Source organism: Ruegeria sp. AH3 (genome assembly GCF_056536265.1).
Genome location: NZ_JBQFJL010000001.1, coordinates 3,205,175 through 3,230,397 on the forward strand (window position 1 = coordinate 3,205,175; position 25,223 = coordinate 3,230,397).

The 25,223-nt window shown below is 58.8% G+C and carries 27 protein-coding genes; 18 read left to right on the top strand and 9 right to left on the bottom strand.

Translation table 11 applies throughout. The features are described 5' to 3' along the window. Positions 1-9: 9 nt before the first annotated feature. Together serA and ACR3EM_RS16110 are read left to right on the top strand one after the other, a co-directional pair. Positions 10-1,605, top strand: a complete 1,596-nt coding sequence (serA, locus tag ACR3EM_RS16105; RefSeq protein WP_480471651.1) for a phosphoglycerate dehydrogenase — start codon at positions 10-12, stop codon at positions 1,603-1,605. A 122-nt stretch (positions 1,606-1,727) separates the two neighbouring features. Further along, positions 1,728-2,456, top strand: a complete 729-nt coding sequence (locus tag ACR3EM_RS16110; protein WP_480471652.1) for a metallophosphoesterase — start codon at positions 1,728-1,730, stop codon at positions 2,454-2,456. 47 nt (positions 2,457-2,503) lie between these two features. Here ACR3EM_RS16110 and ACR3EM_RS16115 read toward each other — a convergent pair whose 3' ends face one another. Continuing rightward, the gene (locus ACR3EM_RS16115; protein WP_480471653.1) at positions 2,504-3,208 is read right to left on the bottom strand and encodes a GntR family transcriptional regulator; all 705 of its coding nucleotides are present in this window, start codon (positions 3,206-3,208) and stop codon (positions 2,504-2,506) included. A gap of 26 nt (positions 3,209-3,234) precedes the next feature. Continuing rightward, entirely contained in the window at positions 3,235-4,590 is a 1,356-nt protein-coding gene (locus ACR3EM_RS16120; protein WP_480471654.1) for a formimidoylglutamate deiminase, read from the bottom strand. Between the two features lie 81 nt (positions 4,591-4,671). On the opposite strand from ACR3EM_RS16120, the gene hutI reads away from it, so the two are divergent. The 8 genes from hutI to ACR3EM_RS16160 all read left to right on the top strand — a co-directional run bounded on the left by hutI (position 4,672) and on the right by ACR3EM_RS16160 (position 11,961). Then, entirely contained in the window at positions 4,672-5,877 is a 1,206-nt protein-coding gene (gene hutI, locus ACR3EM_RS16125; RefSeq protein WP_480471655.1) for an imidazolonepropionase, read from the top strand. After that, a complete protein-coding gene (gene hutH / locus ACR3EM_RS16130; RefSeq protein ID WP_480471656.1) occupies positions 5,874-7,409 on the top strand; it encodes a histidine ammonia-lyase in 1,536 nt (511 codons plus the stop codon). Before hutI ends, hutH begins: the two co-directional genes overlap by 4 nt. Next, a complete protein-coding gene (gene hutG, locus ACR3EM_RS16135) occupies positions 7,409-8,206 on the top strand; it encodes an N-formylglutamate deformylase (protein ID WP_480471657.1) in 798 nt (265 codons plus the stop codon). The genes hutH and hutG overlap by 1 nt, the downstream gene beginning before the upstream one ends. Continuing rightward, entirely contained in the window at positions 8,203-9,885 is a 1,683-nt protein-coding gene (gene hutU / locus ACR3EM_RS16140; RefSeq protein ID WP_480471658.1) for a urocanate hydratase, read from the top strand. The genes hutG and hutU overlap by 4 nt, the downstream gene beginning before the upstream one ends. Before the next feature lie 68 nt (positions 9,886-9,953). Beyond that, on the top strand, positions 9,954-10,832 hold the full coding sequence (gene serB / locus ACR3EM_RS16145) for a phosphoserine phosphatase SerB (RefSeq protein WP_480471659.1): 879 nt from the start codon (positions 9,954-9,956) through the stop codon (positions 10,830-10,832). Between the two features lie 40 nt (positions 10,833-10,872). Next, on the top strand, positions 10,873-11,202 hold the full coding sequence (locus ACR3EM_RS16150; RefSeq protein ID WP_480471660.1) for an ArsR/SmtB family transcription factor: 330 nt from the start codon (positions 10,873-10,875) through the stop codon (positions 11,200-11,202). Further along, positions 11,190-11,618 (top strand): SRPBCC family protein, encoded by a 429-nt coding sequence (locus ACR3EM_RS16155; RefSeq protein ID WP_480471661.1) that lies wholly within the window; start codon positions 11,190-11,192, stop codon positions 11,616-11,618. The genes ACR3EM_RS16150 and ACR3EM_RS16155 overlap by 13 nt, the downstream gene beginning before the upstream one ends. A 22-nt stretch (positions 11,619-11,640) precedes the next feature. Further along, positions 11,641-11,961 carry a YciI family protein gene (locus ACR3EM_RS16160; protein ID WP_480471662.1) on the top strand — a complete coding sequence of 107 codons (321 nt, stop codon included), beginning with the start codon at positions 11,641-11,643 and terminating at the stop codon, positions 11,959-11,961. 3 nt (positions 11,962-11,964) lie between these two features. On the opposite strand, the gene ACR3EM_RS16165 is transcribed toward ACR3EM_RS16160, so the two are convergent. After that, entirely contained in the window at positions 11,965-12,963 is a 999-nt protein-coding gene (locus ACR3EM_RS16165) for an asparaginase (protein WP_480471663.1), read from the bottom strand. A 181-nt stretch (positions 12,964-13,144) separates the two neighbouring features. On the opposite strand from ACR3EM_RS16165, the gene ACR3EM_RS16170 reads away from it, so the two are divergent. The 5 genes from ACR3EM_RS16170 (at position 13,145) to ACR3EM_RS16190 (ending at position 16,569) form a co-directional block, all read left to right on the top strand. Next, positions 13,145-13,678, top strand: a complete 534-nt coding sequence (locus ACR3EM_RS16170; protein ID WP_480471664.1) for an invasion associated locus B family protein — start codon at positions 13,145-13,147, stop codon at positions 13,676-13,678. Between the two features lie 170 nt (positions 13,679-13,848). Next, the gene (locus ACR3EM_RS16175; protein ID WP_480471665.1) at positions 13,849-14,019 is read left to right on the top strand and encodes a hypothetical protein; all 171 of its coding nucleotides are present in this window, start codon (positions 13,849-13,851) and stop codon (positions 14,017-14,019) included. 105 nt (positions 14,020-14,124) lie between these two features. Continuing rightward, positions 14,125-14,496, top strand: a complete 372-nt coding sequence (locus tag ACR3EM_RS16180) for a lysozyme inhibitor LprI family protein (RefSeq protein ID WP_480471666.1) — start codon at positions 14,125-14,127, stop codon at positions 14,494-14,496. 77 nt (positions 14,497-14,573) lie between these two features. Continuing rightward, positions 14,574-15,758: a dual-specificity RNA methyltransferase RlmN gene (gene rlmN / locus ACR3EM_RS16185; protein WP_480471667.1), complete on the top strand. Its 1,185-nt coding sequence runs from the start codon at positions 14,574-14,576 to the stop codon at positions 15,756-15,758. A 367-nt stretch (positions 15,759-16,125) separates the two neighbouring features. Beyond that, entirely contained in the window at positions 16,126-16,569 is a 444-nt protein-coding gene (locus ACR3EM_RS16190) for a cytochrome P460 family protein (RefSeq protein ID WP_480471668.1), read from the top strand. Positions 16,570-16,572: 3 nt separating this feature from the next. Here ACR3EM_RS16190 and ACR3EM_RS16195 read toward each other — a convergent pair whose 3' ends face one another. The 3 genes from ACR3EM_RS16195 to ACR3EM_RS16205 all read right to left on the bottom strand — a co-directional run bounded on the left by ACR3EM_RS16195 (position 16,573) and on the right by ACR3EM_RS16205 (position 19,550). Then, positions 16,573-18,231 (bottom strand): U32 family peptidase, encoded by a 1,659-nt coding sequence (locus ACR3EM_RS16195; protein ID WP_480471669.1) that lies wholly within the window; start codon positions 18,229-18,231, stop codon positions 16,573-16,575. Between the two features lie 63 nt (positions 18,232-18,294). Continuing rightward, positions 18,295-18,633 (bottom strand): hypothetical protein, encoded by a 339-nt coding sequence (locus tag ACR3EM_RS16200; RefSeq protein WP_480471670.1) that lies wholly within the window; start codon positions 18,631-18,633, stop codon positions 18,295-18,297. Continuing rightward, positions 18,630-19,550, bottom strand: a complete 921-nt coding sequence (locus ACR3EM_RS16205; protein ID WP_480471671.1) for a DnaJ C-terminal domain-containing protein — start codon at positions 19,548-19,550, stop codon at positions 18,630-18,632. The genes ACR3EM_RS16200 and ACR3EM_RS16205 overlap by 4 nt, the downstream gene beginning before the upstream one ends. A gap of 160 nt (positions 19,551-19,710) precedes the next feature. On the opposite strand from ACR3EM_RS16205, the gene ACR3EM_RS16210 reads away from it, so the two are divergent. Beyond that, positions 19,711-20,100 (top strand): hypothetical protein, encoded by a 390-nt coding sequence (locus ACR3EM_RS16210; RefSeq protein ID WP_480471672.1) that lies wholly within the window; start codon positions 19,711-19,713, stop codon positions 20,098-20,100. Here ACR3EM_RS16210 and ACR3EM_RS16215 read toward each other — a convergent pair. Next, positions 20,095-21,192, bottom strand: a complete 1,098-nt coding sequence (locus ACR3EM_RS16215; protein WP_480471673.1) for a cystathionine gamma-lyase — start codon at positions 21,190-21,192, stop codon at positions 20,095-20,097. The genes ACR3EM_RS16210 and ACR3EM_RS16215 overlap by 6 nt on opposite strands. 3 nt (positions 21,193-21,195) lie before the next feature. Then, positions 21,196-22,038 (bottom strand): LOG family protein, encoded by an 843-nt coding sequence (locus tag ACR3EM_RS16220; protein WP_480471674.1) that lies wholly within the window; start codon positions 22,036-22,038, stop codon positions 21,196-21,198. 80 nt (positions 22,039-22,118) lie between these two features. On the opposite strand from ACR3EM_RS16220, the gene ACR3EM_RS16225 reads away from it, so the two are divergent. Together ACR3EM_RS16225 and dapD are read left to right on the top strand one after the other, a co-directional pair. Beyond that, the gene (locus ACR3EM_RS16225; RefSeq protein ID WP_480471675.1) at positions 22,119-23,030 is read left to right on the top strand and encodes a threonine/serine dehydratase; all 912 of its coding nucleotides are present in this window, start codon (positions 22,119-22,121) and stop codon (positions 23,028-23,030) included. A 106-nt stretch (positions 23,031-23,136) separates the two neighbouring features. Further along, positions 23,137-23,964: a 2,3,4,5-tetrahydropyridine-2,6-dicarboxylate N-succinyltransferase gene (gene dapD / locus ACR3EM_RS16230; protein ID WP_480471676.1), complete on the top strand. Its 828-nt coding sequence runs from the start codon at positions 23,137-23,139 to the stop codon at positions 23,962-23,964. A gap of 52 nt (positions 23,965-24,016) precedes the next feature. Here dapD and ACR3EM_RS16235 read toward each other — a convergent pair whose 3' ends face one another. After that, positions 24,017-25,201 carry an aromatic ring-hydroxylating oxygenase subunit alpha gene (locus ACR3EM_RS16235; protein WP_480471677.1) on the bottom strand — a complete coding sequence of 395 codons (1,185 nt, stop codon included), beginning with the start codon at positions 25,199-25,201 and terminating at the stop codon, positions 24,017-24,019. Positions 25,202-25,223 lie beyond the last annotated feature (22 nt).

Consider the following 25,223-nt stretch of genomic DNA (forward strand, 5'->3'; position numbering starts at 1 on the left):
ACCAGAGAAATGGCCCCCAAAGTACTCGTATCTGACAAGCTCAGCGAAACGGCTGTGCAAATCTTCCGTGATCGCGGCATTGACGTGGATTTCATGCCCGATCTGGGCAAGGACAAGGATAAATTGGCCGAGGTGATCGGTCAGTATGACGGCCTTGCCATCCGTTCGGCTACCAAGGTTACACCAACCATTCTGGAGCAGGCCGAAAAACTGAAAGTCATCGGCCGTGCCGGGATCGGTACTGACAATATCGATAAAGAGGCTGCGTCGAAAAAAGGTGTGATCGTGATGAACACACCTTTCGGCAACATGATCACCACCGCCGAGCATGCGATTGCGATGATGTTTGCAGTGGCACGGCAAATCCCCGAGGCCAGCACTTCGACCCATGCTGGCAAGTGGGAGAAGTCTAAGTTCATGGGCATCGAGCTGACCAACAAGACTCTCGGTGTAATTGGAGCGGGCAATATTGGCGGAATCGTTTGCGAACGCGCCTTGGGTCTGAAGATGAAGGTCATCGCCTATGACCCCTATCTGGGCGAAGAGAAAGCCGCACAGATGGGCGTGGAGAAGGTCGATCTGGACGAGTTGCTGGCTCGGGCCGATTTCATCACCCTGCACGTGCCGCTGACCGATCAGACTCGCAACATCCTGAGCCGTGAGAACCTCGCAAAGACCAAGAAAGGTGTGCGCATCATCAACTGTGCGCGTGGTGGTCTGGTCGATGAGGATGCGCTGGCCGAGGCGTTGCAATCCGGTCATGTCGCCGGTGCGGCCTTTGACGTGTTCAGCGAAGAACCCGCGAAAGAAAACGCGTTGTTCAACTTGCCCAACGTGGTCTGCACACCGCATCTGGGTGCTGCGACGACCGAAGCGCAGGAGAACGTGGCGCTGCAGGTGGCCGAGCAGATTTCGAACTATCTGCTGACCGGTGCGGTGGAAAACGCGCTCAACATGCCCAGCGTGACGGCCGAAGAGGCCAAAGTCATGGGCCCCTGGATCAAGCTTGCCGGGCATCTGGGTAGTTTCATCGGTCAGATGACAGACGAACCGATCAAGGCGATCAACATACTCTACGACGGTGTGGCCGCCGAGATGAATCTGGCCGCGCTGAACTGCGCGGTCGTCGCGGGGATCATGAAAAAGTTCAACCCCGAGGTGAACATGGTTTCTGCCCCAGTCGTCGCAAAAGAGCGGGGTATCCAGATTTCGACCACAAATCAGGACAAATCCGGCGCGTTCGAGGGTTATATCAAGGTGACGGTCGTCACCGAGAAGCGAGAGCGCTCGATCGGCGGCACCGTGTTCAGTGATGGCAAGCCACGCTTCATCCAGATCAAGGGCATCAATATCGATGCCGAGATCGGGGCGCATATGCTGTACACCACTAACGAGGACGTGCCGGGTATCATCGGTGCGCTGGGTCAGACGATGGGCGAGAACGACGTGAACATTGCCAACTTTACTCTTGGCCGGTCCGAGGCTGGGGGCGAGGCCATTGCGCTCCTGTATGTGGATGAGCCCGTTCCGGCAGAGGCGCGTGCAAAATTGGCTGAGACCGGCCTGTTCACTCAGATCAAACCGTTGGAATTTGACGTCGTTTGATACCGGCGGCTCGTTTATGATAACTATGGACGCCCGTGCCGGTTCCGGCGCGGGCATCCTCTTTTCAACGCGCTGATTTTGCGGCAGAACGGCTGCAGCTGCACCGGCCTAAGGGGAAAGAGATGACCAACCCAATTTATGCTATCGGTGATCTTCACGGGCGTGTCGACGAATTCGAACGTGCGGTGTCTCTGATCGAGAGCGATGGTGGCCCGGAGGCGGAGGTTGTTTTTTTGGGCGATTATGTAGATCGGGGGCCGGACAGCCGGGGCGTTCTGGATCGGTTGATTGCAGGGCGTGATGCGGGCAAGCGCTGGATCACACTGCTTGGAAATCATGACCGGATGTTTGCCTGGTTCCTTGAGGATATCCCGCGCCACGATCCACATTTGCTGGTCGGCTACCACTGGCTCCATGATCGTTTGGGGGGGATTGAGACTCTGCGCAGCTACGACGTGGTCTTTGAGCTGCAAACGCGGCTAGAGGATGTGCACGCGATGGCGATGGGTGTCGTGCCGGACGCTCATCGACTTTTTCTGCGCGGTTTGGTGATGATGCACCAGACACCGGATCTGGCCTTCGTGCATGCCGGAATTCGGCCCGGTGTGCCGCTGAATGCCCAGCAAGAAAGCGATTTGGTCTGGATCAGGCAGGCATTCTATGCACATCCCGGACCGCATCCGAAACTGATCGTGCATGGACATACCCCGGTAGATCGGGTGACGCATTATGGCCATCGGATCAATCTGGACAGTGGTGCGGGCTATGGCCGCCCGGTTGGCGTCACTGTGTTTGAAGGCGACATGTGCTGGGAACTGACGGATAAGGGGCGTGTATTGCTGAAGCCTTAGGTGCCAGCTCTTCGCGCTTCCTGAGGCAGATATGATACGGCTTGGGGTCAGAATTGCGTGGTCATTCGATACCCGGCAGAAAAATACATCTTGGCAAAGGTGACGGGGTGACCCTGCAGCCATGTGATGCGCTCGGCGGTAAAGACCGGCTCTCCTTCCGGCACGTCGAGGAAACCGGCGATCGTAGGGTCGGCGCGGCTGGCTAGAAAGGTCAGTTCGACATTTGTGAAGGGCACGGTTTGCACCAACCAGTCATTGGGTCCGATTTTGCTGAAATCGGCTTGTTCCACCTTCGGGACGCTCTCGATCACGATCCAGCGGTCCTCGAACTGAAACGGGGTATTGCCGGAGTAATGCATGCAGCGGACATGCATCACGCTTTGTCCGGGTTGCAGCGCCAACCGGGCGCTCAGCCAATCGGGGGCCAGTTGAGCCCCGGATGAGACCAGCGCATAGCGATAGGTGCCGCCCATCGCTTCGACCTCATCCCGGATCAGCGGAATGGTGAAGCGCGCCTGCCTCTGCGGTGCGCGTAGGACACGGGTTCCGGCTTTGCGGCGGCGCTCCAGATAGCCTTCGTCTGCCAGCTCGCGCAGCGCGCGGTTTACGGTCGTGCGGGTGCACGAAAACTCGACCGCAAGTGCCTGTTCATTGGGCAGCAGCGTGTCCGGCTGCCATTCGCCCGAACGAATACGGCGCAGGACGGTTTCCTTGATGTCCTTATAGCTGGTGGTGTCGCTGCTTTGAGTCATGTCTAATCTGGTTATCGGGGTATGAATCAAATGTCAGCCAACAGATCGGTCATCGCGCTGTGATAGGCCGCCAGGATGGCGTCACGGGCAATATGTCGACCGGCGCGCACCTGATGACGCCCTGCAGACCACAGATCGGTTACGGTGCCATCGGGTGCCGCGAAACACAGGCCATCGAGCAACTGGTCATCGCGCAAGGTACACAAGGTCGGGTGGGCCCGGTCTATCGCCACCAGGTCGGCCAGCTTACCGACAGCGATCTCGCCTGCCTGGCGACCAAGGGCCTGCGCACCACCGCGTGCCGCGCCAGTATAGAGCCCATGTCCCACTGAGCCTTCGCCTGGGACAAGCACAGTACGCGCCTTGTCGCGCAGCCGCTGAGAGTATTCCAATGTTCGGAGCTCCTCGGGCAGCGAAATGCGCACGTTAGAGTCTGATCCGACACCAAACGCCCCGCCATTTTCAATATAGACCGCGCCGTTGAAAATACCGTCGCCCAGATTGGCCTCGGTGATCGGACACAATCCGGCGACCGCACCCGAGCGTGCGAGCGCGCTCGACTCAGCATCGGTCATGTGAGTCGCGTGAACGACGCACCAGCGTGCGTTGACCTCGACATTGTCCAACAACCATGCAACCGGGCGCTGGCCGAGCGCGGCCTCGACATCGGCAACCTCCTGCACCTGTTCCGAGATATGGATGTGAACCGGGCCCTGAGGTGTCTGTGCCAGCACATTTTTCAGATCATCCGGCGTTGTTGCCCGCAGGGAATGCGGCGCGATGCCAATGTGGCTGTCCATATGGGGCAGGGTGGATCGGCATTCATCCACCAGACGTAGAAACTGATTAACATCATTACCAAACCGCAGCTGGCCTCCGACCAATGCCTCCTGCCGGACCCCGCCATAGGTGTAGAGGACGGGCAGATGCGTCAGACCGATCCCGGTCTGGTCGGCGGCTGCGAATATACGCTGGCTCAGCTCGGTCAGCTGCGCATAGGGCGCGCCGCCCGGTTGATGATGGACATAGTGGAACTCTCCGACCGAGGCATAACCGGCCTCCTGCATCTCCATGAAGACGAGCGCAGCGATGGCTTCGATCTGCTTAGGCGTCAGACGATCCAGAAAGCGATACATCAGGGTGCGCCATGTCCAGAAGCTTTCACGCCCGGCAGCGCGTACTTCGGTCATTCCGGCCATGGCACGCTGAAATGCGTGGCTGTGCAGGTTTCCCAGCGCAGGCAGCAGAACGTCGACACGGGTGTCGTTGGGTTGTGCCACGCTCTGCGGTTCAAGCGAGGTTATCCGCCCGTCGGTGATTTCGACCCGCAGATCGCGCACCCAATCCGAGCCTAACAAGGCGGTCTTAGCATGAACCGTCATGGCATTTCCAATTTGTGTAGACTTTACATTAATACACGTATACGAAAAAACCAAGCGCAGGGGGAGCCCAAAAGAATCGCCATGACGAAAAAAACCATTCTTCGCAGCAAGCACATTGCCACCATGCAAGCCGGGCATCCTTATGGATTGATCGAAGATGGTGCGGCGGTCGTTGAAGGGGATCGTATTGTCTGGGTTGGGTCGTGGTCCGAGCTCCCGCAATCTTACGCTGACCTGTCCTGCACCGATTTTGGTGACCGCCTGATCACACCGGCTTTGATCGATGCCCACACACACGTGGTCTTTGGTGGCAATCGCGCCGCTGAGTTCGAGATGCGTTTGAACGGTGCAACCTACGAAGAAGTCGCGCGTGCAGGGGGCGGTATTCTATCGACGGTCAACGCCACCCGCGCTGCGTCGGAAGGGGCCTTGCTCGCAGGCGCTCTGCCGCGTGTGGACGCCCTGCTGGCCGAGGGCGTGTCTTGTATCGAGGTCAAGTCCGGCTATGGGCTTGATACCGACACTGAACTGCGCATGCTGCGCGCTGCGCGAGGGATTGCGCAGGAACGGCCTGTTCGCGTTCAGACCAGCTTTCTCGGGGCGCATGCGATCCCGCCCGAATATGCCGGGCGTGGTGATGCCTATATCGAAGAGATCTGTATTCCGACCCTGCGCGCGGCCCATGCCGAAGGTTTGGTAGATGCGGTCGATGGGTTCTGTGAGGGCATTGCCTTTAACCCGGCACAGATCGAGCGCGTTTTCCAGGTCGCGAGAGAGCTGGGCTTGCCGGTCAAGCTGCATGCCGAGCAGTTGTCCAACCTGGGTGGTGCCAAGCTGGCGGCCTCATACGGTGCCATGTCTGCCGATCACATCGAATACCTCGATGCCGAAGGGGTTGCGGCCATGGCGCAGGCGGGCACGGCTGCGGTTCTGCTGCCCGGGGCCTTCTATACGCTGCATGAAACCCAACTGCCCCCGATCGAGGCGTTGCGCGAACAGGGTGTTCCGATGGTGCTGGCCACCGATTGCAACCCTGGCTCATCGCCGCTGACATCGCTGCTGTTGACGATGAACATGGGATGCACCCTGTTCCGCCTTACGCCACAAGAGGCACTTGCAGGCGTGACTTGCAACGCTGCGCGCGCCCTGGGTCTGAACGATACCGGTGTGATCACCGCCGGGCTGCGCCCCGATCTGGCGGTCTGGGATGTTACGCATCCTGCTGAACTGTCCTATCGTATCGGCTTCAATCCTCTGCACACTCGCATATTCGGAGGTCTGCAATGACGCCCTTATCCCTCGTTCCGGGTCAGGTTTCGCTGGCTCAGCTTGAGGAAATTTATTGGTCCGAGGTTCCGATCTTGCTGGATGCCTCATGCCGACCCAAAGCCGAGGCCGCAGCGGCGCGCATCGCGCAGGCGGCGCAAGGGTCTGACCCGGTTTACGGAGTGAACACCGGGTTCGGCAAGCTGGCCAGCCACAAGATCGCGGCCGAGGATACCTCGACCCTGCAGCGTAATCTGATCCTCAGCCATTGCTGCGGTGTTGGTCCGTCCGTACCGCGCCGGCTGGCGCGGCTCATGATGTCGCTCAAACTGCTCTCGTTTGGGCGCGGCGCATCTGGCGTACGCTGGGACTTGATCGAGCTGCTGCAGCAGATGCTGGCGCGCGGCGTCACGCCTGTGATTCCGGCACAGGGTTCGGTCGGGGCATCCGGCGATCTGGCCCCATTGGCGCACATGACGGCGGTCGTGATCGGTGAAGGTGAGGCCGAGGTGAACGGCGTGGTTCTGCAGGGGGCCGAAGCGCTCAAATCCGTTGGGTTAGAGTCGATTCAGTTAGGACCCAAGGAAGGGTTGGCCTTTATCAACGGCACCCAGTTTTCGACCGCTTATGCGCTGGCTGGCCTGTTCGAAGGCTGGCGCGCGGCGCAGAATGCTTTGGTGGTATCAGCGGCCTCAACCGATGCGATCATGGGGTCGACTGCGCCTTTGCAGCCGGAAATCCACGCCCTGCGCGGTCATCGGGGCCAGATTGAGGCCGCCGCTGCCATGCGCGCGGCGCTAGACGGGTCGGAAATCCGCGAAAGCCATCGTGACGGCGATACACGCGTGCAGGACCCATACTGCATCCGCTGCCAGCCGCAGGTGACGGGTGCGGCCATGGATGTGATCCGGCAGGCCGCGTCGACGCTGGTGATCGAGGCGAATGCGGCCACAGACAACCCATTGGTATTGACTGACCCCGAGGCGATTGTCTCGGGCGGGAATTTCCATGCCGAGCCGGTAGGGTTCGCCGCCGACATGATCGCGCTGGCCCTGTCCGAGATCGGAGCGATTGCCCAGCGTCGCATTGCCCTGATGGTAGACCCGGCGCTCAGCTTCGATCTGCCGCCGTTCCTTACCCCGCAACCGGGCCTGAACTCGGGCCTGATGATTGCCGAAGTCACCGCCGCCGCACTGATGAGCGAGAACAAACATCTGGCCAATCCGTGCGTGACCGACAGTACGCCCACCTCGGCCAATCAGGAGGACCACGTCTCGATGGCCGCCCATGGCGCGCGGCGATTGGCGCGGATGGTCGAGAACCTGAACTATATTCTTGGGATCGAGCTGCTCTGCGCTGCACAAGGCGTTGAATTCCGCGCACCTCTGCAAACCAGCGCGCCGCTGCAGCGTGTGATCAGCCGTTTGCGGGCCGATATCCCGTCGCTGGCCGAGGATCGCTATCTCGCGCCTGAACTGGAGCAGGTGCGTACCCTGATCGCCGATGGGGCCGTTCTGCAGGCGTCCGAAGTGTCGATGCCGGGATTGGTCTGATGCAGGTGTTTGAGGTTCAAAGGGGGGATGGCCCCATTGTTCTGGGCCAACCACATGGCGGAACCTATGTGCCACCAGAAGTTGCTGAGCGGCTGAATGCAAACGGGCTGTCCCTGAAAGATACGGATTGGCACATAAACAGGCTCTATGATGGGCTATTGCAGAATGCGACCGTGGTGCAATCGCATGTTCATCGCTATGTGATCGACTGCAACCGCGACCCGTTGGGCGTGTCCCTGTATCCCGGTCAAAATACAACAACTCTGGTGCCTTTGACCGACTTTGACGGGCAGCCGATCTGGAAAGATGGGCAAGAGCCATCTGCGGATGAGATCGAAGCGCGCCGCCAAGCCTATCATGCGCCATATCACGCGGCGTTGGAGGAAGAGTTGCAGCGGGTCAAAGCCAAGCATGGTTTTGCGATCCTGTTCGACTGCCATTCGATCCGCAGCCGAATTCCCTTTCTGTTCGAAGGCACCTTGCCCGATCTGAATATCGGCACGGATGGCGGCGTAACCTGCGCGCCTGAAATCGAGTCTATTACGAACGAATTTGCTGCGTCTTCACCCTTTAGCACGGTCTTGAATGGCCGCTTCCGAGGGGGGTGGACCACCCGCCATTATGGCCGCCCTGCCGAAGGGATGCATGCGATTCAGATGGAACTTGCCCAATCGACCTATCTGACCTCGGAAGCTGCACCTTGGGCCTTTGACGACAATAAGGCGACACGTCTGCGCCGCTGGCTATACGACATTCTGGACGCCATCCAAGACACTGCATTGGAGCTAACGCCATGACCGACCCTCGCAAGAACACCCGTGATGTTTTCCCCCCGACCGGCCCTGAGCTGAACGCCAAAAGCTGGGTGACCGAGGCACCGTTGCGGATGTTGATGAACAACCTGCACCCCGATGTAGCCGAAAACCCGCATGAGCTGGTGGTCTATGGCGGCATCGGACGCGCGGCGCGGACATGGAAGGATTTCGATACTATTGTGGCCGGTTTGAAGGATCTGGAGGAGGACGAAACCCTGATCGTTCAGTCCGGTAAGCCCATCGCCATCATCCGTACACATAAGGACGCGCCGCGTGTGCTGATTGCGAATTCCAACCTCGTGCCGCATTGGGCAACCTGGGATCATTTCAACGAGCTCGATAAGAAGGGCCTGATGATGTACGGCCAGATGACCGCTGGTTCGTGGATTTACATCGGCACGCAGGGCATCGTTCAGGGCACTTATGAAACCTTTGCCGAAGCTGGCCGTCAGCACTACGACGGCGATCTGACCGGTAAGTGGATTCTAACCGGGGGGCTCGGCGGCATGGGTGGCGCGCAGCCGCTGGCTGCAGTGTTTGCGGGGGCGTGCTGTCTGGCGGTCGAGTGCAACCCGGACAGTATCGATTTCCGTTTGCGCACCAAGTACCTCGACGAAAAAGCCGAAACGCTGGACGAAGCGCTTGAGATGATCGACCGCTGGACCAAGGCGGGTGAGGCGAAATCTGTTGGCCTGTTGGGGAATGCCGCTGAGGTCTTCCCTGAAATCTACCGTCGTATGTCCGAGGGCGGCATGCGCCCGGATATCGTCACCGATCAGACCAGCGCCCATGACCCGATCAACGGCTATCTGCCTTTAGGGTGGTCTATGGCGCAGTGGCGCGAGAAGCGCGAAACAGACCCTAAATCGGTGGAAAAAGCCGCGCGCGCTTCGATGAAGCAGCATGTGGCGGCGATGGTCGATTTCTGGAACGCGGGCGTTCCGACGCTGGATTACGGCAACAACATTCGCCAGGTGGCGCAGGACGAGGGGCTTGAGAATGCCTTCGCCTTCCCCGGTTTTGTCCCCGCCTATATCCGCCCGCTCTTTTGTAAAGGCATTGGCCCGTTCCGCTGGTGTGCGCTGTCAGGCGACCCCGAGGATATCTATAAAACCGACGCCAAGATGAAGGAGCTGTTTCCCGAAAATGAGCATCTGCATCGCTGGCTGGACATGGCGCAGGAACGCATCGCGTTTCAGGGTCTACCTGCGCGTATTTGCTGGATCGGGCTGGGGGATCGGCATCGTGCTGGGCTCGCTTTCAACGAAATGGTCGCCAATGGAGAGTTGAAAGCACCGGTTGTCATTGGGCGCGATCATCTGGATTCGGGTTCGGTCGCCAGCCCCAACCGTGAAACTGAGGCCATGCTTGATGGCTCGGATGCGGTGTCGGATTGGCCGTTGCTGAATGCTCTGATCAATACTGCCAGTGGCGCGACATGGGTGTCGCTGCACCATGGCGGCGGTGTGGGAATGGGCTTCAGCCAGCACGCCGGTGTGGTGATCTGCGCCGATGGTACTGACGATGCCGCGCGGCGGCTGGAGCGGGTACTGTGGAACGACCCCGCCTCAGGCGTGTGGCGGCACGCGGATGCAGGGTACGAGATCGCGAAAGATTGCGCACGGGAACATGGGCTGCGTCTGCCGGGTATTCTGGGTTAGGTCAAACTGTCTCTGGCGAAACATCGACCCCTGCGATATCTCGCAGGGGAACTTGCCGGAGATCGAATATGTACGTAGCCACCCTGCTGACCAATCCGAATGCGCCGACGCTCGAACAGGCTTTGGTCGAGTCTCTGCGCAATGCCTGGGGCGGGGGCGATGCTATCTGGCTGAGCCCCGATGAGGCGGCCGAGTTTTCCATGCCCGAGATGCCGGATAACCGATGGGATGTCTGGGCGGATCTTCAGCAGGTCGGCGTAGATCTGGTGGTTCAGCCATCAGAAGGGCGCCGCAAGAAAATGTTGCTGGCCGATATGGACAGCACGATGATCCAGCAAGAGTGCATCGACGAATTGGCCGATGAAGCAGGCGTCGGTGAACGGGTCAAGGATATCACGGCGCGCGCGATGAATGGTGAGCTGGACTTCGAAGGCGCGCTGACCGAGCGTGTGGGCTTGCTGAAAGGGCTGGACGAAAGCGTTATCTCCAAGGTGCTGAACGAACGGATCACGCTGATGCCCGGCGGCAAAGTGCTGTTGGCGACGATGCGGGTGAACGGGGCCTATGCCGCATTGGTATCGGGCGGATTTACGGCTTTCACCGCACGCGTTGCTGCGCAGTTGGGCTTTGATGAGAATCGGGCCAACACTTTGCTGGCCGAAGACGGCAAGCTGACCGGTGATGTACAACGACCCATTTTGGGACGGCAAGCCAAGATTGAGGCGTTAGAGCAGATCTCGACCCGTTTGGGCATTGCTGAAAGCGATGTGATTGCCGTGGGTGACGGGGCCAACGATTTGGGCATGCTGGGCCGGGCAGGGACCGGTGTGGCGCTGCATGCCAAGCCCTCGGTTGCGGCCGAATGCGATGTCAGGGTCAATCACGGCGATCTGACGGCGCTGCTTTATCTGCAAGGATACGGCCGTTCCGATTTCGCCGCAGCATAACAGGGTTTTCATTATTTAACATTTGTGTTAAATAATAGTCATGAGCACGCTTCTGACCAGTTTCTCCGCATTGTCTGATGCCACCCGGTTCTCGATTGTCGAGCAACTGATGGATCAGGGAGAGTTGCCTGCCGGTGATCTGATTGAGGGGCGCGGCATCTCCGGTGCCGCGATATCACGCCATCTGAAGGTACTGCGCGAAGCCGGGCTGGTGCAGCAGCGTGTGCAGGGCACGCAACGGATGTATTCCATCCGCCCCGAAGGCCTGCGGGCCATTGCTGACTGGACGATCTCAAAACGGCAATTCTGGGAGAGCAGCCTCGATCGCCTCGGTGAAATTATCGAAAGGGAGAATTCATGGCCGACCTGAAACTGGAACGGGAATTTCCCGTCAGCCCCGAAGATTTGTTTGCATGGGTCAGCGATGGTGCAAAACTGTTGCAATGGTGGGGTCCTGAAGGGATCCACGTGACCGAGCACAATCTGGATTTTTCCCGCACCGGGCCGTGGTTTTCGGTCATGGAGAATAGCGAGGGTCAGACATATAAGGTTTCTGGTCATGTAACCCATGTTGATCCGCCAAAATCGGTTGGACTCACCTGGGCTTGGCATGACGATCAGGATCAACGCGGAGCTGAAAGCCACGTCACCTTTTCCGTGGCGGCCACGGAATCCGGGTCACGATTGACTCTGGATCACCGGGAACTGGCGGATGCCGAAGCAGCTGCGAACCACAATCAGGGTTGGACATCGTCGCTGCGTAAGCTGGAAGCGCAATTGAAGTAGGTTTTCATAAGGGAGGAGCGATATGCCCCAATATTTGTTTGTCTATCATGGGGGACATACCCCAACCGACCCCGCCGAGGTCGAAGCCACCATGGCCGCGTGGGGCGCGTGGTTTCAGAATATGGGTGAAGCGTTGGATATTCCGGGCAACCCGGTGGGTCAGTCTTACACCGTGAGCATCAGCGGCGTTGTCGACAATGGCGGCGCGAACCCGGCTTCGGGATTTACGGTCATCAAGGCCGACAGCATTGATGCCGCGACCGAGATGGCCAAGGGCTGTCCAATGGTGGTGAATGGTTCGGGCTCGGTCGAGGTGGCCGAGGTGCACGAGATCGAGATGTGAGCCTTAGCCGGGGAAACCCGGCGCTGGTTTGATCACACCACAATCTAGCCCGCGGCGGCTGTATTGCGTGGCGTTCATGAATTTGCGGGTGGCCGGGTGATCGGCCTCCAGCACGCCAAGGCTGACCAGAATGGCGGCAATGGCGCATTCGCTGGCGCGGGTAGTGCCATCGGTGATCTTCAGCGCGACGCCCATGCGTTTTTCGGGGATGATGGCTACAAAGACGGCCTCAGCCCCGGTTTTGATTGCTGCACGACCATTCATGGCGCGCATAAGTTCGGTGCAGGCGCGGTTTTCACCTGCGACCAGTTCGGGGTGCTGCATCATAGCGGACGTTAACTGCTGCGCGGCATCACTTGCCCGGTCCGACCGGTCGGCTGCGGATGCAAACCAGGCCATCGAGCGGGCCAGTCCCACCAGAGAGGTGGCGAAGTTCGGGGCCGAGCATCCGTCGATTCCATAACAAGGGCTGGTCTCGCTAGTGGTTTCTTCAAAAGCAGAGAGGCAGGCTTGCTGAACCGGATGGTCGATCTCAAGATATTCGGGGCCGGCCCCCATATGCTGCGCAACGGTCAGGAAGCCGCAGTGTTTGCCCGAGCAATTGTTATGAATCTGGCACGGCGTGTCATCGGCCAAAATCAGCCCGTCCCGCGCGGCCATGTCTTGCGGCTCTTGCGGACCGCAACGCAGGTCGGGCTCAGCCAGACCAAGATGATTCAGCCATGCCGAGACGCGGTCCGTATGGATATGCGCACCACTATGTGAGGCACAGGACAGCGCCAGATGTTCGGAAGTCAGGCCGTATTTCGCTGCGGCACCCGAGGTGATCAGAGGCAGTGCCTGTATCATCTTGGCTGAAGATCGGGGATAGATTACCGCCTGCGGATCGCCCCAGCTTTGCACGATCTGACCGGCATCGTCACAAATCACCGCGTGGCCCAGGTGCAGGCTTTCCAGCAACGGTCCACGCCATAGTTCTGTCATCGCTACCGGTTGTGTCATCGTGGTCTCCGATCCATGCGCAAAAAACTGCCAATCGCCCTTTCGCCTGTGGCGAAACCTGCGTTAGTGTGTGTATGTCGACAATCATCGGGATACGCAACTTATCAAGGACGAGCCGGGCAGAGCTCGCGAGCCGATTCCGATGGGTATGAGGTATAGGTCGGGCTAGGAGGCTGAAGAGATGGGATCAAAGCTCGTTCGCGTGATCGCGGGCCTGTGCATGGCAGGAATGGCGACATCGGCGTTTGCGCAGCAGGCAACAAGCACAAATCGCGTTGCAGCAAAAACCGATTGGAGCGTATTCGTCGAAGAAGATCCAACCGAATGCTGGAGCGTTTCGGCGCCGAAGGAAACGGTGAACACGCGCGGTGGTCGTGTCGTGTCGGTACGGCGCAGTGATATCCTGCTGTTCGTCTTCTACCGCCCGAACGCTGAGGTTAAGGGCCAGGTTACCTTTACAGGCGGCTATCCATTTGCATCTGGTTCGACCGTCAATCTGGTTGTGGATGGCAGCGAGTTTGAACTTTTTACCGATGGCGAATGGGCATGGCCTGCAACGGCCTCGGACGATGCCAAGATCGTCACGGCGATGAAACGGGGCAGTGAAGCGGTATTGACCGCCCGCTCGGAACGCGGAACGCAGACCAAGGATACATTCTCGCTGCTGGGCTTCACCGCCGCCATCGAGGATGCCGAAAAACGCTGCACGAACTAAGCGGCTTATATGTCCAAGCTGCAAACCCCGCCACTCGGCGGGGTTTTTTGATTTTACCCTCATTTCGTCAAAGGTTTACGCGACGTCCCCTCACATAAATTGATTCCGATCAAAGCCTGATGGCCCGGTTTCTGAACTAATTGGTTCAGACAGAACAGTGGGAGACACCAATGACTTTGAAACCCTACCTTGCCGCGCTCTTGATGGTATCCGCAGCGTTTCTGACGGCCTGTGAGAAGCAATCAGACACTTATCCGATTACGGGTGAGCAATGCGGGCCGGAAGACCCCGTGCAAACTCTGGATGCCGGGGATTGTTACATCCCGCCGGCAGTGAACTGACCTGAAAGGGCCGCAGGCGAACCGTTCCTCTGCGGCTCTTTTGTTCTAATCCGCGCTCTGTGTTAGGCATTGGTGGAATATAGTCACCACCAGAGAGGTCGACCGATGCGTTGGATTCTGATCCTGTTTCCCTTTGCTGCGCTGGCAGATCCGACGATGGAATGTCTGGAAGCCGGTTCTCAGGTTGAAATCGGGGCTTGCGTCTCGGAAATGGAAGAGCGTGTGGAGGCCGCGATCGAGGCCAGCTATTCCCTCGCAATGCAGGCGGCGACGGAGTTGGATGACGTCACCGGTCGCGTTGTCGCCCAGCCAGCGCTGGAAGCGGCACAGGATGCATGGACCGCCTACCGGGATATGCAGTGCGATGCGGTTGGCGCTTCGTTTGGTGGCGGGTCGGGTACGGGCATCGCCATCACCGCTTGCCGTGTTGATTTTGGTCGGGCGCGTGTCGATGAATTGCTGCGGTTTGCGAACTGAAGCACGATTCCTTTTGATCTTTGCGCACGTTCCTATATAGAGGCGCATCCCAAGCCAGAATCCATTGAGATAGCCACATGTCGCCCAAAGCGCCGATCACTCAAGATGTCATGACCATCCCCCGCAAACTGCCTGAGGGGAAGGTGAACCTTGTCGGCCTGACCCGTGATCAGTTGCGCGAAGTGTTGATCGAACATGGCACGCCTGAGAAGCAGGCAAAGATGCGCACCGGTCAGATCTGGCAATGGATTTACCAATGGGGCGTGCGCGATTTTAGCGAGATGACCAACCTCGCCAAAGCCTACCGTGCGCAACTGGCCGAGAATTTCGTGATCGAAATTCCCGAAGTGGTGACCCGTCAGGTGTCTGAGGACGGTACCCGCAAGTATCTGTGCCGCATCGCGGGCGGGCACGAGGTCGAGGTGGTGTATATCCCCGAAGAAGATCGCGGTACGCTGTGTATCTCGTCTCAGGTAGGCTGCACGCTGACCTGTTCCTTTTGCCACACCGGCACGCAGAAACTGGTGCGCAATCTGACAGCGGCTGAAATCGTTGGTCAGGTGATGATGGCCCGCGATGATCTTGAGGAATGGCCGACCCCGGGCGCGCCCAAGGATGAAACTCGACTGCTGTCGAATATCGTTCTGATGGGCATGGGTGAGCCGCTGTATAACTTCGAAAACGTCCGAGACGCGATGAAGATCGCCATGGATCCCGAGGGGATTTCTCTGTCCCGTCGACGGATCACGCTTTCGACTTCGGGCGTGGTGCCGGAAATCGCCCGCACCGCCGAAGAAATCGGCTGCCTGCTGGCGATATCGTTCCACGCCACCACGGATGAGACCCGCGACGTGCTGGTCCCGATCAACAAGCGTTGGAACATTGAGGAGCTGTTGCAGGCGCTGGCCAGCTATCCCAATGTCTCGAATTCGGAACGGATCACGTTTGAATATGTGATGCTGGACGGTGTGAATGACAGCGACGAGGACGCGCACCGGCTGATTGCGCATATCAAGCGCCACAACATCCCGGCCAAGATCAATCTGATCCCGTTCAACGAATGGCCCGGCGCGCCGTACAAACGCAGCTCGAACAACCGTATTCGGGCTTTTGCGAACATTATTTATCAGGCGGGCTATGCCTCACCCATTCGCAAGACGCGGGGCGAGGATATCATGGCTGCCTGTGGTCAGCTGAAATCAGCGACCGAGCGCGCCCGGAAATCGCGTAAGCAAATTGAATCCGAGGCCGGATTGGGCTGAGCTGTCAGAATTAATGTGAACATTGTGCTTTAATTTGATATGATTGTTCACGTATTGGCGGGGATGGAAGCTCACCACTACACACAACGCGGTGAGTCTGCGATCCGGCTCATGGCAAGTTATTGTAAGCGCGCTATCCTCTATTCCGAGGCTTAACGCGGCGTTCAGGCAAAACCGTTTATCGGATGGGCCAGGTAAAATGTTTGAAAACCAAAGGTATCTTGTCGGCACGACATTATTATTATCTGTGCTGACAACAAGCGCATTAGCGCAGAGTACGGATCAAGAAGCGCATTTGGCGATCGAGAATCCGGCTGATTTGTCGAAAGATGAGGCACGAGATCACTATCGTTCTCTCACAAAGCGCATGTCGCGTGGCTATGCGGCGGCGCAACTTGATCTGATCCTAAACTATCAAAGCTGGCCCCTGTTCAACGATGCGCCCTATATCTCGGCCACGCATGGGCAACGCTATGTGAACAGCTATGCCAACCGGATGGCGCATAACTACGGGACCTTGACCGAGGGCGAGGTGCTGCCCGTCGGCTCCGTACTGGCCAAGGACAGCATGACCGTGACAGATGAGGGCAATGTTCATCCCGGTGCTTTGTTCGTGATGGAGAAGCTGGCTGCAGGAGCAAACCCTGAAACTGCCGATTGGCGCTATATCATGGTGATGCCGGACGGATCGTTGTTCGGCGATACGATGGGATTTCGCGCAGCGTCGGTGGCCTATTGCCATGACTGCCACGAAGCCGTTGCGGACCGCGACTATACATTCTACGTCCCCGAAGAGTACCGCACCGAATAACCTTCAGATCGCCCGGTCTTGTAACTTCAGGTCGCTCGCTTCCTGACGGCTGAGCTGTTCGCCCTGATTGCGTTTGGACAGAACCTCGCGGGCCAGTGCATATTTCTCATCCTGCCAGAAGATCAGGCAGCCATTGCAGCCCTTACCGCAGCAGCCCTCGGTCCCGATGCGGTTGGTCTTGAAGCGGCGTTCATTGCCGTCCTCGCCGATCTTCTCGACCAGTTCATCGCGGCGGCGCGCATAGGCGGTGGGATTGTCGCGCCCGGATGTTTCCAGCCCCTGTACCAGCTTGTCAAAGCGGATGCGGCTCCAGTGTTCGTCGGTCAGTGCGCGCTCTTTTCGCAGGACGGAATAGACCGGGAATCGTGCGCGCAGGTCGTCGATGTCTTCGTGATCGAACAGGGCGAAGGGTATGCGGATGATGGTTTTCGAGCTGCCATGCACCACGTCCAGCCGTGTGCCATCCGATGCGCGTTCAAAGTCATAGACCCGCAGCAGCACCGTCTCGCGTGAGATGGGCGAGACGAAATCCAGCACATCGCCCGGTTCCAGCTTGTTTTTAACCTCGACCAGAAAGGCATCCTCGGTCACGTCGGTGACGATCCCGGCATATTCCCATTGCGCGATCGAGGCCGTGTGTTCGTAGTCATGCGAGTAGTTGGTCAGGCGGCCTTCGTGGAAAGCCAGCGTATAGCCGCGGTTTCCGACAGTTTCGAGCTCGCGCATATAGGGCTTCGGGTCCCAGTTCTCGGGATTCGCGTGATAATCGTCGACGGCCATGCGATAAGCCCGCGCGACGATGGCAGCGTAATATTCAGACTTGCCGCGCCCTTCGACCTTGAGGCTGTCGACCCCGATCTTCAGGTACTCATCCAGCTTCGGCATGATGCAGAGATCGCGGGAGTTGAGGATGTATGAGCCGCGATCATCCTCTTCGATAGGCATCAGATCACCGGGGCGGCAGCCTTCTTCCAGCAGAAACTCGAACAGGTCGGCGTTTTCCTCGGTGATGCGCAGCTCCTGATGCGTGCCATCCTTGAGGCGCAGTTTCAGCCCATAGTTCCAGCGGCAGGAATTGGCGCAATTGCCCTGATTGGCCCCGCGTTCGGCCATGAAGTTCGACAGCAGGCAGCGGCCCGAATAGGTCATGCACATCGCGCCATGAACAAAGGCCTCAAGCTTGATATCGGGGCATTTCTCGCGGATTTCCACCAGTTCGGGGTAGGAAACCTCGCGCGCCAGAACCACCAACTCAGCCCCTTGATCCTGCCAGAACTTCACTGACAGCCACGAGCAGATATTGGCTTGAGTCGAAATATGCAGCGGCAATTCGGGAGCCCGTTCGCGGACGTATTGGAACACGCCCGGATCGGCGATGATCAGCCCGTCAGGTTTCACCTTGCGCACCGTGTCGATATATTCGTCCAGCTTCGGGATGTCTTTGTTGTGCGAAAACAGGTTCAGCGTCAGATAGGCGCGCCGTCCATGGCTATGACAGAACTCTACGCCCTCAATCACCTCTTCCAGCGAGAACTCGGACTTGGTGCGCAGCGACATATCCGGCGTGCCCAGATAGACAGCATCCGCGCCGTAGAGAATGGCGAGTTTCAGTTTGCGCAGATTGCCCGCAGGCATCAGCAATTCGGATCTGGACTGGGTCATGGGACTACCGGGCAAGAGGTCAAGGCGGCCTTCTACGCCATATCCTGTGCCACCAAAACCCCGTTACCTGCGACGGAACCGCGCTGTGCCTATGACCTCGATCAGCTGTTGGCGCACGGGTTCGGGCTGTGTCTCGACGGCATTCAGAACCTCGCGCAGTTCAGCCCGCAGCCCGTGCATCTGGTCGATCAGAGAGATCATCATCGACAGCGCGTCGGCCTCCATGTCGTATTGCTCGTGCAATTCGCAGGCCAGTTCCAGACGAGCAACATCGATACTGTGATACACCATGCCCTGGTCCGATTGCTCAGGGATCACGATCTCGGCCGCCAGATACTCTGTCAAACGGTCCGAGGTCAGGCGGGTGACGGTTTCGATCAGTTCCTTCTCGGTCAGGGTCATGACGGCATTCCTTTCCGCGGATCATAGCTGTGCGTCTCACGCCATGTCTCCATGAACTGCTTCAACTCATCATCGATCTTGTCCGGCATGGTGACGGTCAATTCGATCAGCTGATCCCCACGGTCCGAAGACCCACGTTTCTTGACCCCCTTGCCCCGCAGCCGCAGGGTTTTGCCGCTGCTGGTGCCGGCCGGGACGCTGACACTCACGCCGCCATCGATCGTGGGCGCGGGGACTTTGCCGCCTAGAATGGCTTCGTCGACCGTGATGGGCAGCGTGATGTGGATGTCGTCGCCTTGACGGTCAAACACCGGGTGCCCGGCGACAGACACTGTCACCAAAGCATCACCCGGTGGGCCTTCACCATAGCCCGGTGCCCCTTTGCCCTTCAGCCGGATGGTCTGGCCATCGGTGATGCCGACGGGGATCTTAACCTCGATCCGGTCTCCGTCCGGCAAGGTCAGTTTCTGGCTGGCCCCAAACACCGCATCCAGAAAACTGATCTGCAGTGAGTAGTTCAGATTGTGACCCGGCGCATGAAACTCTTGCGTGCGCTGACCTCCAAACGCGCCGCGCCCGCGCATGAATTCGGCGAAGATATCGGACATATCGTCGGGGTCCGCCTGACGGCCGCGATAAGGGTTGCCAGCAGCCTCGGCATAGTCGCGATAATACTGTTGCTGGGGCCGCTCCTGCCCCGAAGCATCGATCTCGCCATTATCGTACTTGGCGCGCGTCTCGGAATCTTTCAACAGATCATAGGCTGCGGCGGCCGCTTTGAACTTGGCCTCAGCCTCGGCATCGCCCGGCTTCAGGTCCGGGTGGCATTCCTTCGCAATGCGCCGATAGGCTTTCTTGATCTCGGCAGCACTGGCATCTTTGGCGACACCGAGAACGGAATAGGGATCGTCGCTCATCTCACCTCTCGCATGTTTGGGTGGGGCTAATCTTGATGAAGGTGTTTTATCATGTGATTTCAACAGGTCAAAATGACAGAGGCTCTGAATTGCCTCGCAAAATCCAATTGCCCTGTTAATATCTGCATGTTTCGAACTGTCATTTTCCGGAGGTCGCCCCATGTCGCGCAGAATAAAGTCCGCCCTCGCCTTGTTGGCCGGGAATGCCATCGGGTTGTTGCTGGCCTCGCTGCTGCTGGCGGGCTTTGCGGTCAAGCCGATCTCGTTCATCGTGGTGGTGATTGTGTTCACGCTGGTTCAGGTGGTGGCCGAGCCGCTGATCCTGAAGCTGGGCGAAAAGAAAGCCCCGGCGCTGAAAGGCGGGATCGCGCTGATCGTCACCTTCGTGGGATTGCTGGTAACCGATCTGATCACCGCTGGGCTGACAGTCGGCGGCATTTCCAACCTGCTGGCCGCGACTTTGCTGGTCTGGCTAGGAGCTTTGATTGCCAGCATCGTGCTGCCGATCTATGTGTTTACCGAGCTGCGTGAGACCAAGAAGAAATCATAACGCGTTCAGGCTGGTCTCGATCGCCTGCCACAGCTCTTCCACCGGTTCGCATCCGACCGATAACCGGACGAAAGCGGGGTCGACATCGTCGCCCCAGCGCGCGCGCCGTTCTGCTGAGCTGTGGACGCCGCCGAATGAGGTCGCGGGGCGCAGCAGAGGGCAGCCATTGATAAAGGCCTCGGCCTTGTCTTCGCTGTCCAATGTTAGGGATAGCAGAAAGCCGAACCGCGTGGTTTGGGCCTGCGCCAGCGTGTGCGAGGGATCATCTGTCAGACCGGGATAGCGTACCTGCTTCACAGATGGATGCGTGGCCAACCGCTCCGCCAGAATCTGCGCCGAGTTACACATGCGGTCGAACCGTACATCCAGTGTCTCCAAACCGCGATGCAGCAACCACGCCTCATGTGGTCCGGGGATCGCCCCGGAGACTTTGCGCCATTCCTCGACCCGTTCCATGATCTGATCGTTGCGGCTGGCCACATGGCCCATCAGCATGTCAGAATGACCACCCATGGCCTTGGTGTCAGACGAGACGACAACGTCGATGCCAAGGTCCAACGGGCGCTGGCCCAGCGGTGTCATCGTCGTGTTGTCGGCAATCGTGATGCCGCCCGCAGAGCGTACCTGTTCTGACACGGCCCTAATGTCGATCATGTCCAAACCGGGGTTCGAGGGGCTTTCGACGAACACCACGTCGAAAGCGTCAAAACCACCTTCGGCAAACGCATTGGTGGGGCGTTCCTCGACCACGACGCCGAGGCGCGACAAGAATCGATCCGCCAGAAGGCGCGTGACGTAGTAACCGTCCGACGGGATCAACAGGCGTGAACCGGCTTGTACGGTGGCAAAAAGCGCCGCCGAGATCGCCGCCATGCCCGAAGGGAAGCTGAGGCAGGGTGCCGCTTCCAGATGCGACAACACGTGCTCCAACTGCACCCATGTCGGGTTGTCGACCCGGCCATAGGTTGCATGCCCATCAGGGGCGCCCGGCAGATGGTACATACTGCTTTGCGTTAACGGTAAAGCCACCGGCTCACCCTTGTTCAGAGCGTTTCCGCGCAGGTGCAGCATCTCTCCGGTCTTGGGTGCCATAGTTCAGCGCCCCGGAATTTCGTCACGGGGTGGGGCGGGCTCCCAGTTCTCGATGATGTCGACCGCCTCTTGCGCGGTGTCGACAAAGCGGAACAGGTCGAGGTCTTCATCCGAAATGGTGCCTGCGTCTGCGAGGGCTTCCCAGTTGATGACCTTTTCCCAGAATGCGCGTCCGAACAGCAGGAAGGGAACGCGGTCCATCCGGCCGGTCTGGATCAGGGTGAGGGATTCGAACAGCTCATCCATCGTGCCGAAGCCGCCCGGGAAGATTGTGATGGCGCGGGCGCGCATCAGGAAATGCATCTTGCGGATGGCGAAATAGTGGAAATTGAAGCTGAGGTCCGGCGTTACAAATTCGTTCGGCGCCTGTTCATGCGGCAACACGATGTTCAGTCCGATCGAGCAGCCGCCCGCATCCTGTGCGCCACGGTTTCCTGCCTCCATCACGCCGGGGCCGCCGCCCGTGACGATCACGTTCTCACGGCAGCCGGTCTGGTTCGACTTCTCCGTCATCAATCGGGCGAACTCGCGCGCTTCGTCATAATACTGCGACAGCCCCGCTAATGTTTCTGTCCGTGCAGTGTGCTTTTGCGATGGCTCGGGAATCCGCGCGCCACCAAACATGACGATGGTCGAGGTGATCTCGCGTTCGCTCATGATCATCTCGGGTTTCAGCAACTCCAGCTGCAGGCGTACGGGGCGCAGCTCGTCGCGACACAGGAATTCGTCATCGGCGAAGGCAAGGCGATAGGCCGGGGACCGCGTCTGGGGCGTGTCCGGAACCTCGCTCGCGGTTGAGCGGTCGGTTTGCGCGTCGCGGAACGGGTTGTGGCGGTCTTCTCTCATCGGTGATCGATCCCTGCTTGCGTGTTCATGAAACAGCTATAGGGTTCGCGGGCAGAGTGCCAGTCACGGAAAGACAAGTAATGGATTGGAAGAGTGAAATATCCGCCGCGCGGGATCGCATCGCCGGTTACGCGCAGATCACGCCGGTGATGGAAAGCAACATGCTGGGCTATCCGGTCGAGATGAAGCTTGAGCATTTGCAGCACACCGGCAGCTTCAAGGCGCGCGGGGCGTTCAATACGTTGCTGAGTATGGATGTGCCAGACGCGGGCGTCGTTGCAGCCTCTGGCGGCAACCACGGTGCGGCAGCGGCTTATGCCGCGCAAACGCTGGGATATCCGGCCAAGATTTTCGTGCCCGAGTTGGCAGGGCCGTCAAAGATTGCGTTGATCGAACAGACAGGCGCGGACCTGAGCGTTGTGCCCGGTGAATACGCAAACGCGTTGATGGGTGCGCAGGCGCACGAGGCCGAATCCGGCGCGATGCAGATCCATGCTTATGATGCGCCCGCAACCGTGGCCGGGCAGGGCACTTGTTTTGCTGAGTGGGAAGCACAGGGGCTGCAGGCTGACACCGTTCTGATCGCAGTAGGCGGCGGTGGTTTGATCGCGGGCGCACTTGCGTGGTTGCAGGGTGCGCGCAAGGTTGTGGCGGTGGAGCCAGAAACCTCTTGCGCCTTGAACGCTGCATTGCAGGCGGGTGAATCCGTGGATGTCTCGGTTTCTGGCATTGCTGCGAATGCGCTGGGCGCACGACGGATCGGATCGATCTGTTTCGAACTGGCGCAGGGGATGGCTTCGGTTCTGGTTACGGACGAGGCCATCGCAGAGGCGCAGAAACGGTTGTGGCAGGCACATCGTATTCTTGTCGAACCCGCGGGCGCGACGGCGTTGGCTGCACTAATGTCCGGCGCTTACAGGCCCGCACCGGATGAACGTGTTGCCGTGCTGATCTGCGGTGGCAACATTTCTCCGGACCCGTTGGGCACCTAAGGGGGCAAGTCAGCCGCAAACCGCGCGTTCTGCGTCGCATTGCGGCCAGTTCCGCGCGCGCTTATACGCAAGACCAACGTGAATAGATTCTGCAGGGAGCCCTCACATGTCCAATGCGCAACTGGAAGCCGCCATCGAAACCGCCTGGGAGGCGCGCGACACCATCACCCCCGCCACCACAGGCGAAACGCGCGAAGCGATCGAGGATACGCTGAACGCGCTGGACAGCGGCTCGCTGCGTGTGGCTGAGAAGCGCGACAGCGGAGACTGGCACGTAAACCAATGGGCCAAGAAAGCGGTTCTGCTGGGCTTTCGCATCAAGGATATGGAAATTCAGGCCGGTGGCCCGCAAGCCGGTGGCTGGTGGGACAAGGTGGACAGCAAGTTCGACGGATGGGGTGAGAACCAGTGGCGCTCGGCCGGGTTCCGCGCGGTGCCGAACTGTGTGGTCCGCAAGTCGGCCTATATCGCACCGGGCGTGGTGTTGATGCCGTCGTTCGTGAACCTGGGCGCATACGTTGATGAAGGCACGATGGTTGATACCTGGGCCACCGTTGGTTCATGTGCGCAGATCGGCAAGAACGTGCACCTGTCGGGCGGCGTCGGCATCGGCGGTGTGCTGGAGCCGATGCAGGCTGGCCCGACCATCATCGAAGACAACTGCTTTATCGGCGCGCGCTCGGAAGTGGTCGAGGGTTGCATCGTCCGTGAGGGCTCGGTTCTGGGCATGGGCGTGTTCATCGGCAAATCGACCAAGATCGTCGACCGCGAAACCGGAGAGGTCATGTATGGCGAAGTGCCGCCCTACTCGGTTGTCGTAGCGGGCTCGATGCCGTCAAAGAACAACGTCAGCCTGTACTGCGCGGTTATCGTGAAGCGCGTCGACGAAAAGACCCGTTCGAAAACCGGGATTAACGAGCTGCTGCGCGACTGATCCCATAGATTCGGTTTGAGAAGGCCGCAGAGCGCACGCTCTGCGGCCTTTCTTATTTCGGCATGAATTCCAGAACTGTTTGCTGAAAGAAATCAATCGCCGCTTCACCTCCGGCCCCTTTGGCCAAAGGACCGACTTGATATCGTGGTGATCGAAGGGCGCGCTGCATCTTTTCGCAAACCCAAACATCCTCGGTCTGGAAATCTCCGGTTTCCAGCGGGTGTTGCGTCCAATGAGAGGATTTGATCCGGCCGGTTTCCTGGTCATATCCAGGTATGTCCGCCGCACGATGACTGTAGCTAAACCAGCCTCTGGGCGACCAGTTTCTGACCCGCAGCAGTGTTGTGTTGGCATCCACCGACTCCATCACCGAGATCGAAAATCCCCAGGGGTTTGGCGTCAGGATTGTGGTTGGAAACAGCATATAGACCCCGCCATAGCCGGGGGTGTCTGCATTCCGAACCGTTTTCAAACCTGACCCTTTCGCCGAGTTTTCCACAAATTGAGGAATACGATGTTTGACGCCTTCACGCTCGGTCGACCACCAGACCATGTTGTGTCCAAAGACTTCCCAGAGGTTCTTGTCGTGGGTCGGGCCGCCCAGCGTGTCCTTGTGCAGATAAGCCAGATGGTAGCCGTCGATTGCATTTTCAAAGAAGACCTTCCAGTTGCAGCTGATCTCATAGATCACATCGTCCGGATTCTCCTGCATCTCGGTTGACGCCAGATCATGAGGCCACGGGACCTGATCCAGATCGCCGAGCCATGTGTCAAAGCTCTGATCCGGTTCAGGATGAACAAATACAAGGTTGCGAAACACGCCGACCGAAGCGCCGAATAGCCCAGTAGCTTTCTTATCCAGATCCGGGAAGCATTCGCGCTGGGCCGGGACGCCACGCAAAGCGCCATCCAGGTTGTAGACCCAGTTGTGATAGGGGCAGACGATGGTTTTACCTGCGTTGCCGCAGCCTTCCAGCAATTCGGTTCCGCGATGACGGCACTGGTTATGGAAGGCGCGTAAGTCCCCGGCTGCATCCCGTATGACGATCAGAGCATAGTCTCCGGCCTGAATCGTTCTGAAATCGCCGGGTTCGGAAAAATCCATGGTCACCCCGGCGAAGGTCCAGCAATTGCTGAACAGAGCTTTCTGCTCGGCCTCAAACCACGTGTCCGAGATGTATGCCTCGCGCGGCAGGCGTTGTTGGGGTTGCTCTGGAAGTGCGGCAAGCAGCGGCATCGGTGAGTCCATTGTTTGTCAA

Bases quoted from the DNA above. Each gene is read 5' to 3' on its own strand.
- serA (WP_480471651.1), top strand. From the start codon at position 10: ATGGCCCCCAAAGTACTCGTATCTGACAAGCTCAGCGAAACGGCTGTG.
- ACR3EM_RS16110 (WP_480471652.1), top strand. From the start codon at position 1,728: ATGACCAACCCAATTTATGCTATCGGTGATCTTCACGGGCGTGTCGAC.
- ACR3EM_RS16115 (WP_480471653.1), bottom strand. From the start codon at position 3,208: ATGACTCAAAGCAGCGACACCACCAGCTATAAGGACATCAAGGAAACC.
- ACR3EM_RS16120 (WP_480471654.1), bottom strand. From the start codon at position 4,590: ATGACGGTTCATGCTAAGACCGCCTTGTTAGGCTCGGATTGGGTGCGC.
- hutI (WP_480471655.1), top strand. From the start codon at position 4,672: ATGACGAAAAAAACCATTCTTCGCAGCAAGCACATTGCCACCATGCAA.
- hutH (WP_480471656.1), top strand. From the start codon at position 5,874: ATGACGCCCTTATCCCTCGTTCCGGGTCAGGTTTCGCTGGCTCAGCTT.
- hutG (WP_480471657.1), top strand. From the start codon at position 7,409: ATGCAGGTGTTTGAGGTTCAAAGGGGGGATGGCCCCATTGTTCTGGGC.
- hutU (WP_480471658.1), top strand. From the start codon at position 8,203: ATGACCGACCCTCGCAAGAACACCCGTGATGTTTTCCCCCCGACCGGC.
- serB (WP_480471659.1), top strand. From the start codon at position 9,954: ATGTACGTAGCCACCCTGCTGACCAATCCGAATGCGCCGACGCTCGAA.
- ACR3EM_RS16150 (WP_480471660.1), top strand. From the start codon at position 10,873: ATGAGCACGCTTCTGACCAGTTTCTCCGCATTGTCTGATGCCACCCGG.
- ACR3EM_RS16155 (WP_480471661.1), top strand. From the start codon at position 11,190: ATGGCCGACCTGAAACTGGAACGGGAATTTCCCGTCAGCCCCGAAGAT.
- ACR3EM_RS16160 (WP_480471662.1), top strand. From the start codon at position 11,641: ATGCCCCAATATTTGTTTGTCTATCATGGGGGACATACCCCAACCGAC.
- ACR3EM_RS16165 (WP_480471663.1), bottom strand. From the start codon at position 12,963: ATGACACAACCGGTAGCGATGACAGAACTATGGCGTGGACCGTTGCTG.
- ACR3EM_RS16170 (WP_480471664.1), top strand. From the start codon at position 13,145: ATGGGATCAAAGCTCGTTCGCGTGATCGCGGGCCTGTGCATGGCAGGA.
- ACR3EM_RS16175 (WP_480471665.1), top strand. From the start codon at position 13,849: ATGACTTTGAAACCCTACCTTGCCGCGCTCTTGATGGTATCCGCAGCG.
- ACR3EM_RS16180 (WP_480471666.1), top strand. From the start codon at position 14,125: ATGCGTTGGATTCTGATCCTGTTTCCCTTTGCTGCGCTGGCAGATCCG.
- rlmN (WP_480471667.1), top strand. From the start codon at position 14,574: ATGTCGCCCAAAGCGCCGATCACTCAAGATGTCATGACCATCCCCCGC.
- ACR3EM_RS16190 (WP_480471668.1), top strand. From the start codon at position 16,126: ATGTCGCGTGGCTATGCGGCGGCGCAACTTGATCTGATCCTAAACTAT.
- ACR3EM_RS16195 (WP_480471669.1), bottom strand. From the start codon at position 18,231: ATGACCCAGTCCAGATCCGAATTGCTGATGCCTGCGGGCAATCTGCGC.
- ACR3EM_RS16200 (WP_480471670.1), bottom strand. From the start codon at position 18,633: ATGACCCTGACCGAGAAGGAACTGATCGAAACCGTCACCCGCCTGACC.
- ACR3EM_RS16205 (WP_480471671.1), bottom strand. From the start codon at position 19,550: ATGAGCGACGATCCCTATTCCGTTCTCGGTGTCGCCAAAGATGCCAGT.
- ACR3EM_RS16210 (WP_480471672.1), top strand. From the start codon at position 19,711: ATGTCGCGCAGAATAAAGTCCGCCCTCGCCTTGTTGGCCGGGAATGCC.
- ACR3EM_RS16215 (WP_480471673.1), bottom strand. From the start codon at position 21,192: ATGGCACCCAAGACCGGAGAGATGCTGCACCTGCGCGGAAACGCTCTG.
- ACR3EM_RS16220 (WP_480471674.1), bottom strand. From the start codon at position 22,038: ATGAGAGAAGACCGCCACAACCCGTTCCGCGACGCGCAAACCGACCGC.
- ACR3EM_RS16225 (WP_480471675.1), top strand. From the start codon at position 22,119: ATGGATTGGAAGAGTGAAATATCCGCCGCGCGGGATCGCATCGCCGGT.
- dapD (WP_480471676.1), top strand. From the start codon at position 23,137: ATGTCCAATGCGCAACTGGAAGCCGCCATCGAAACCGCCTGGGAGGCG.
- ACR3EM_RS16235 (WP_480471677.1), bottom strand. From the start codon at position 25,201: ATGCCGCTGCTTGCCGCACTTCCAGAGCAACCCCAACAACGCCTGCCG.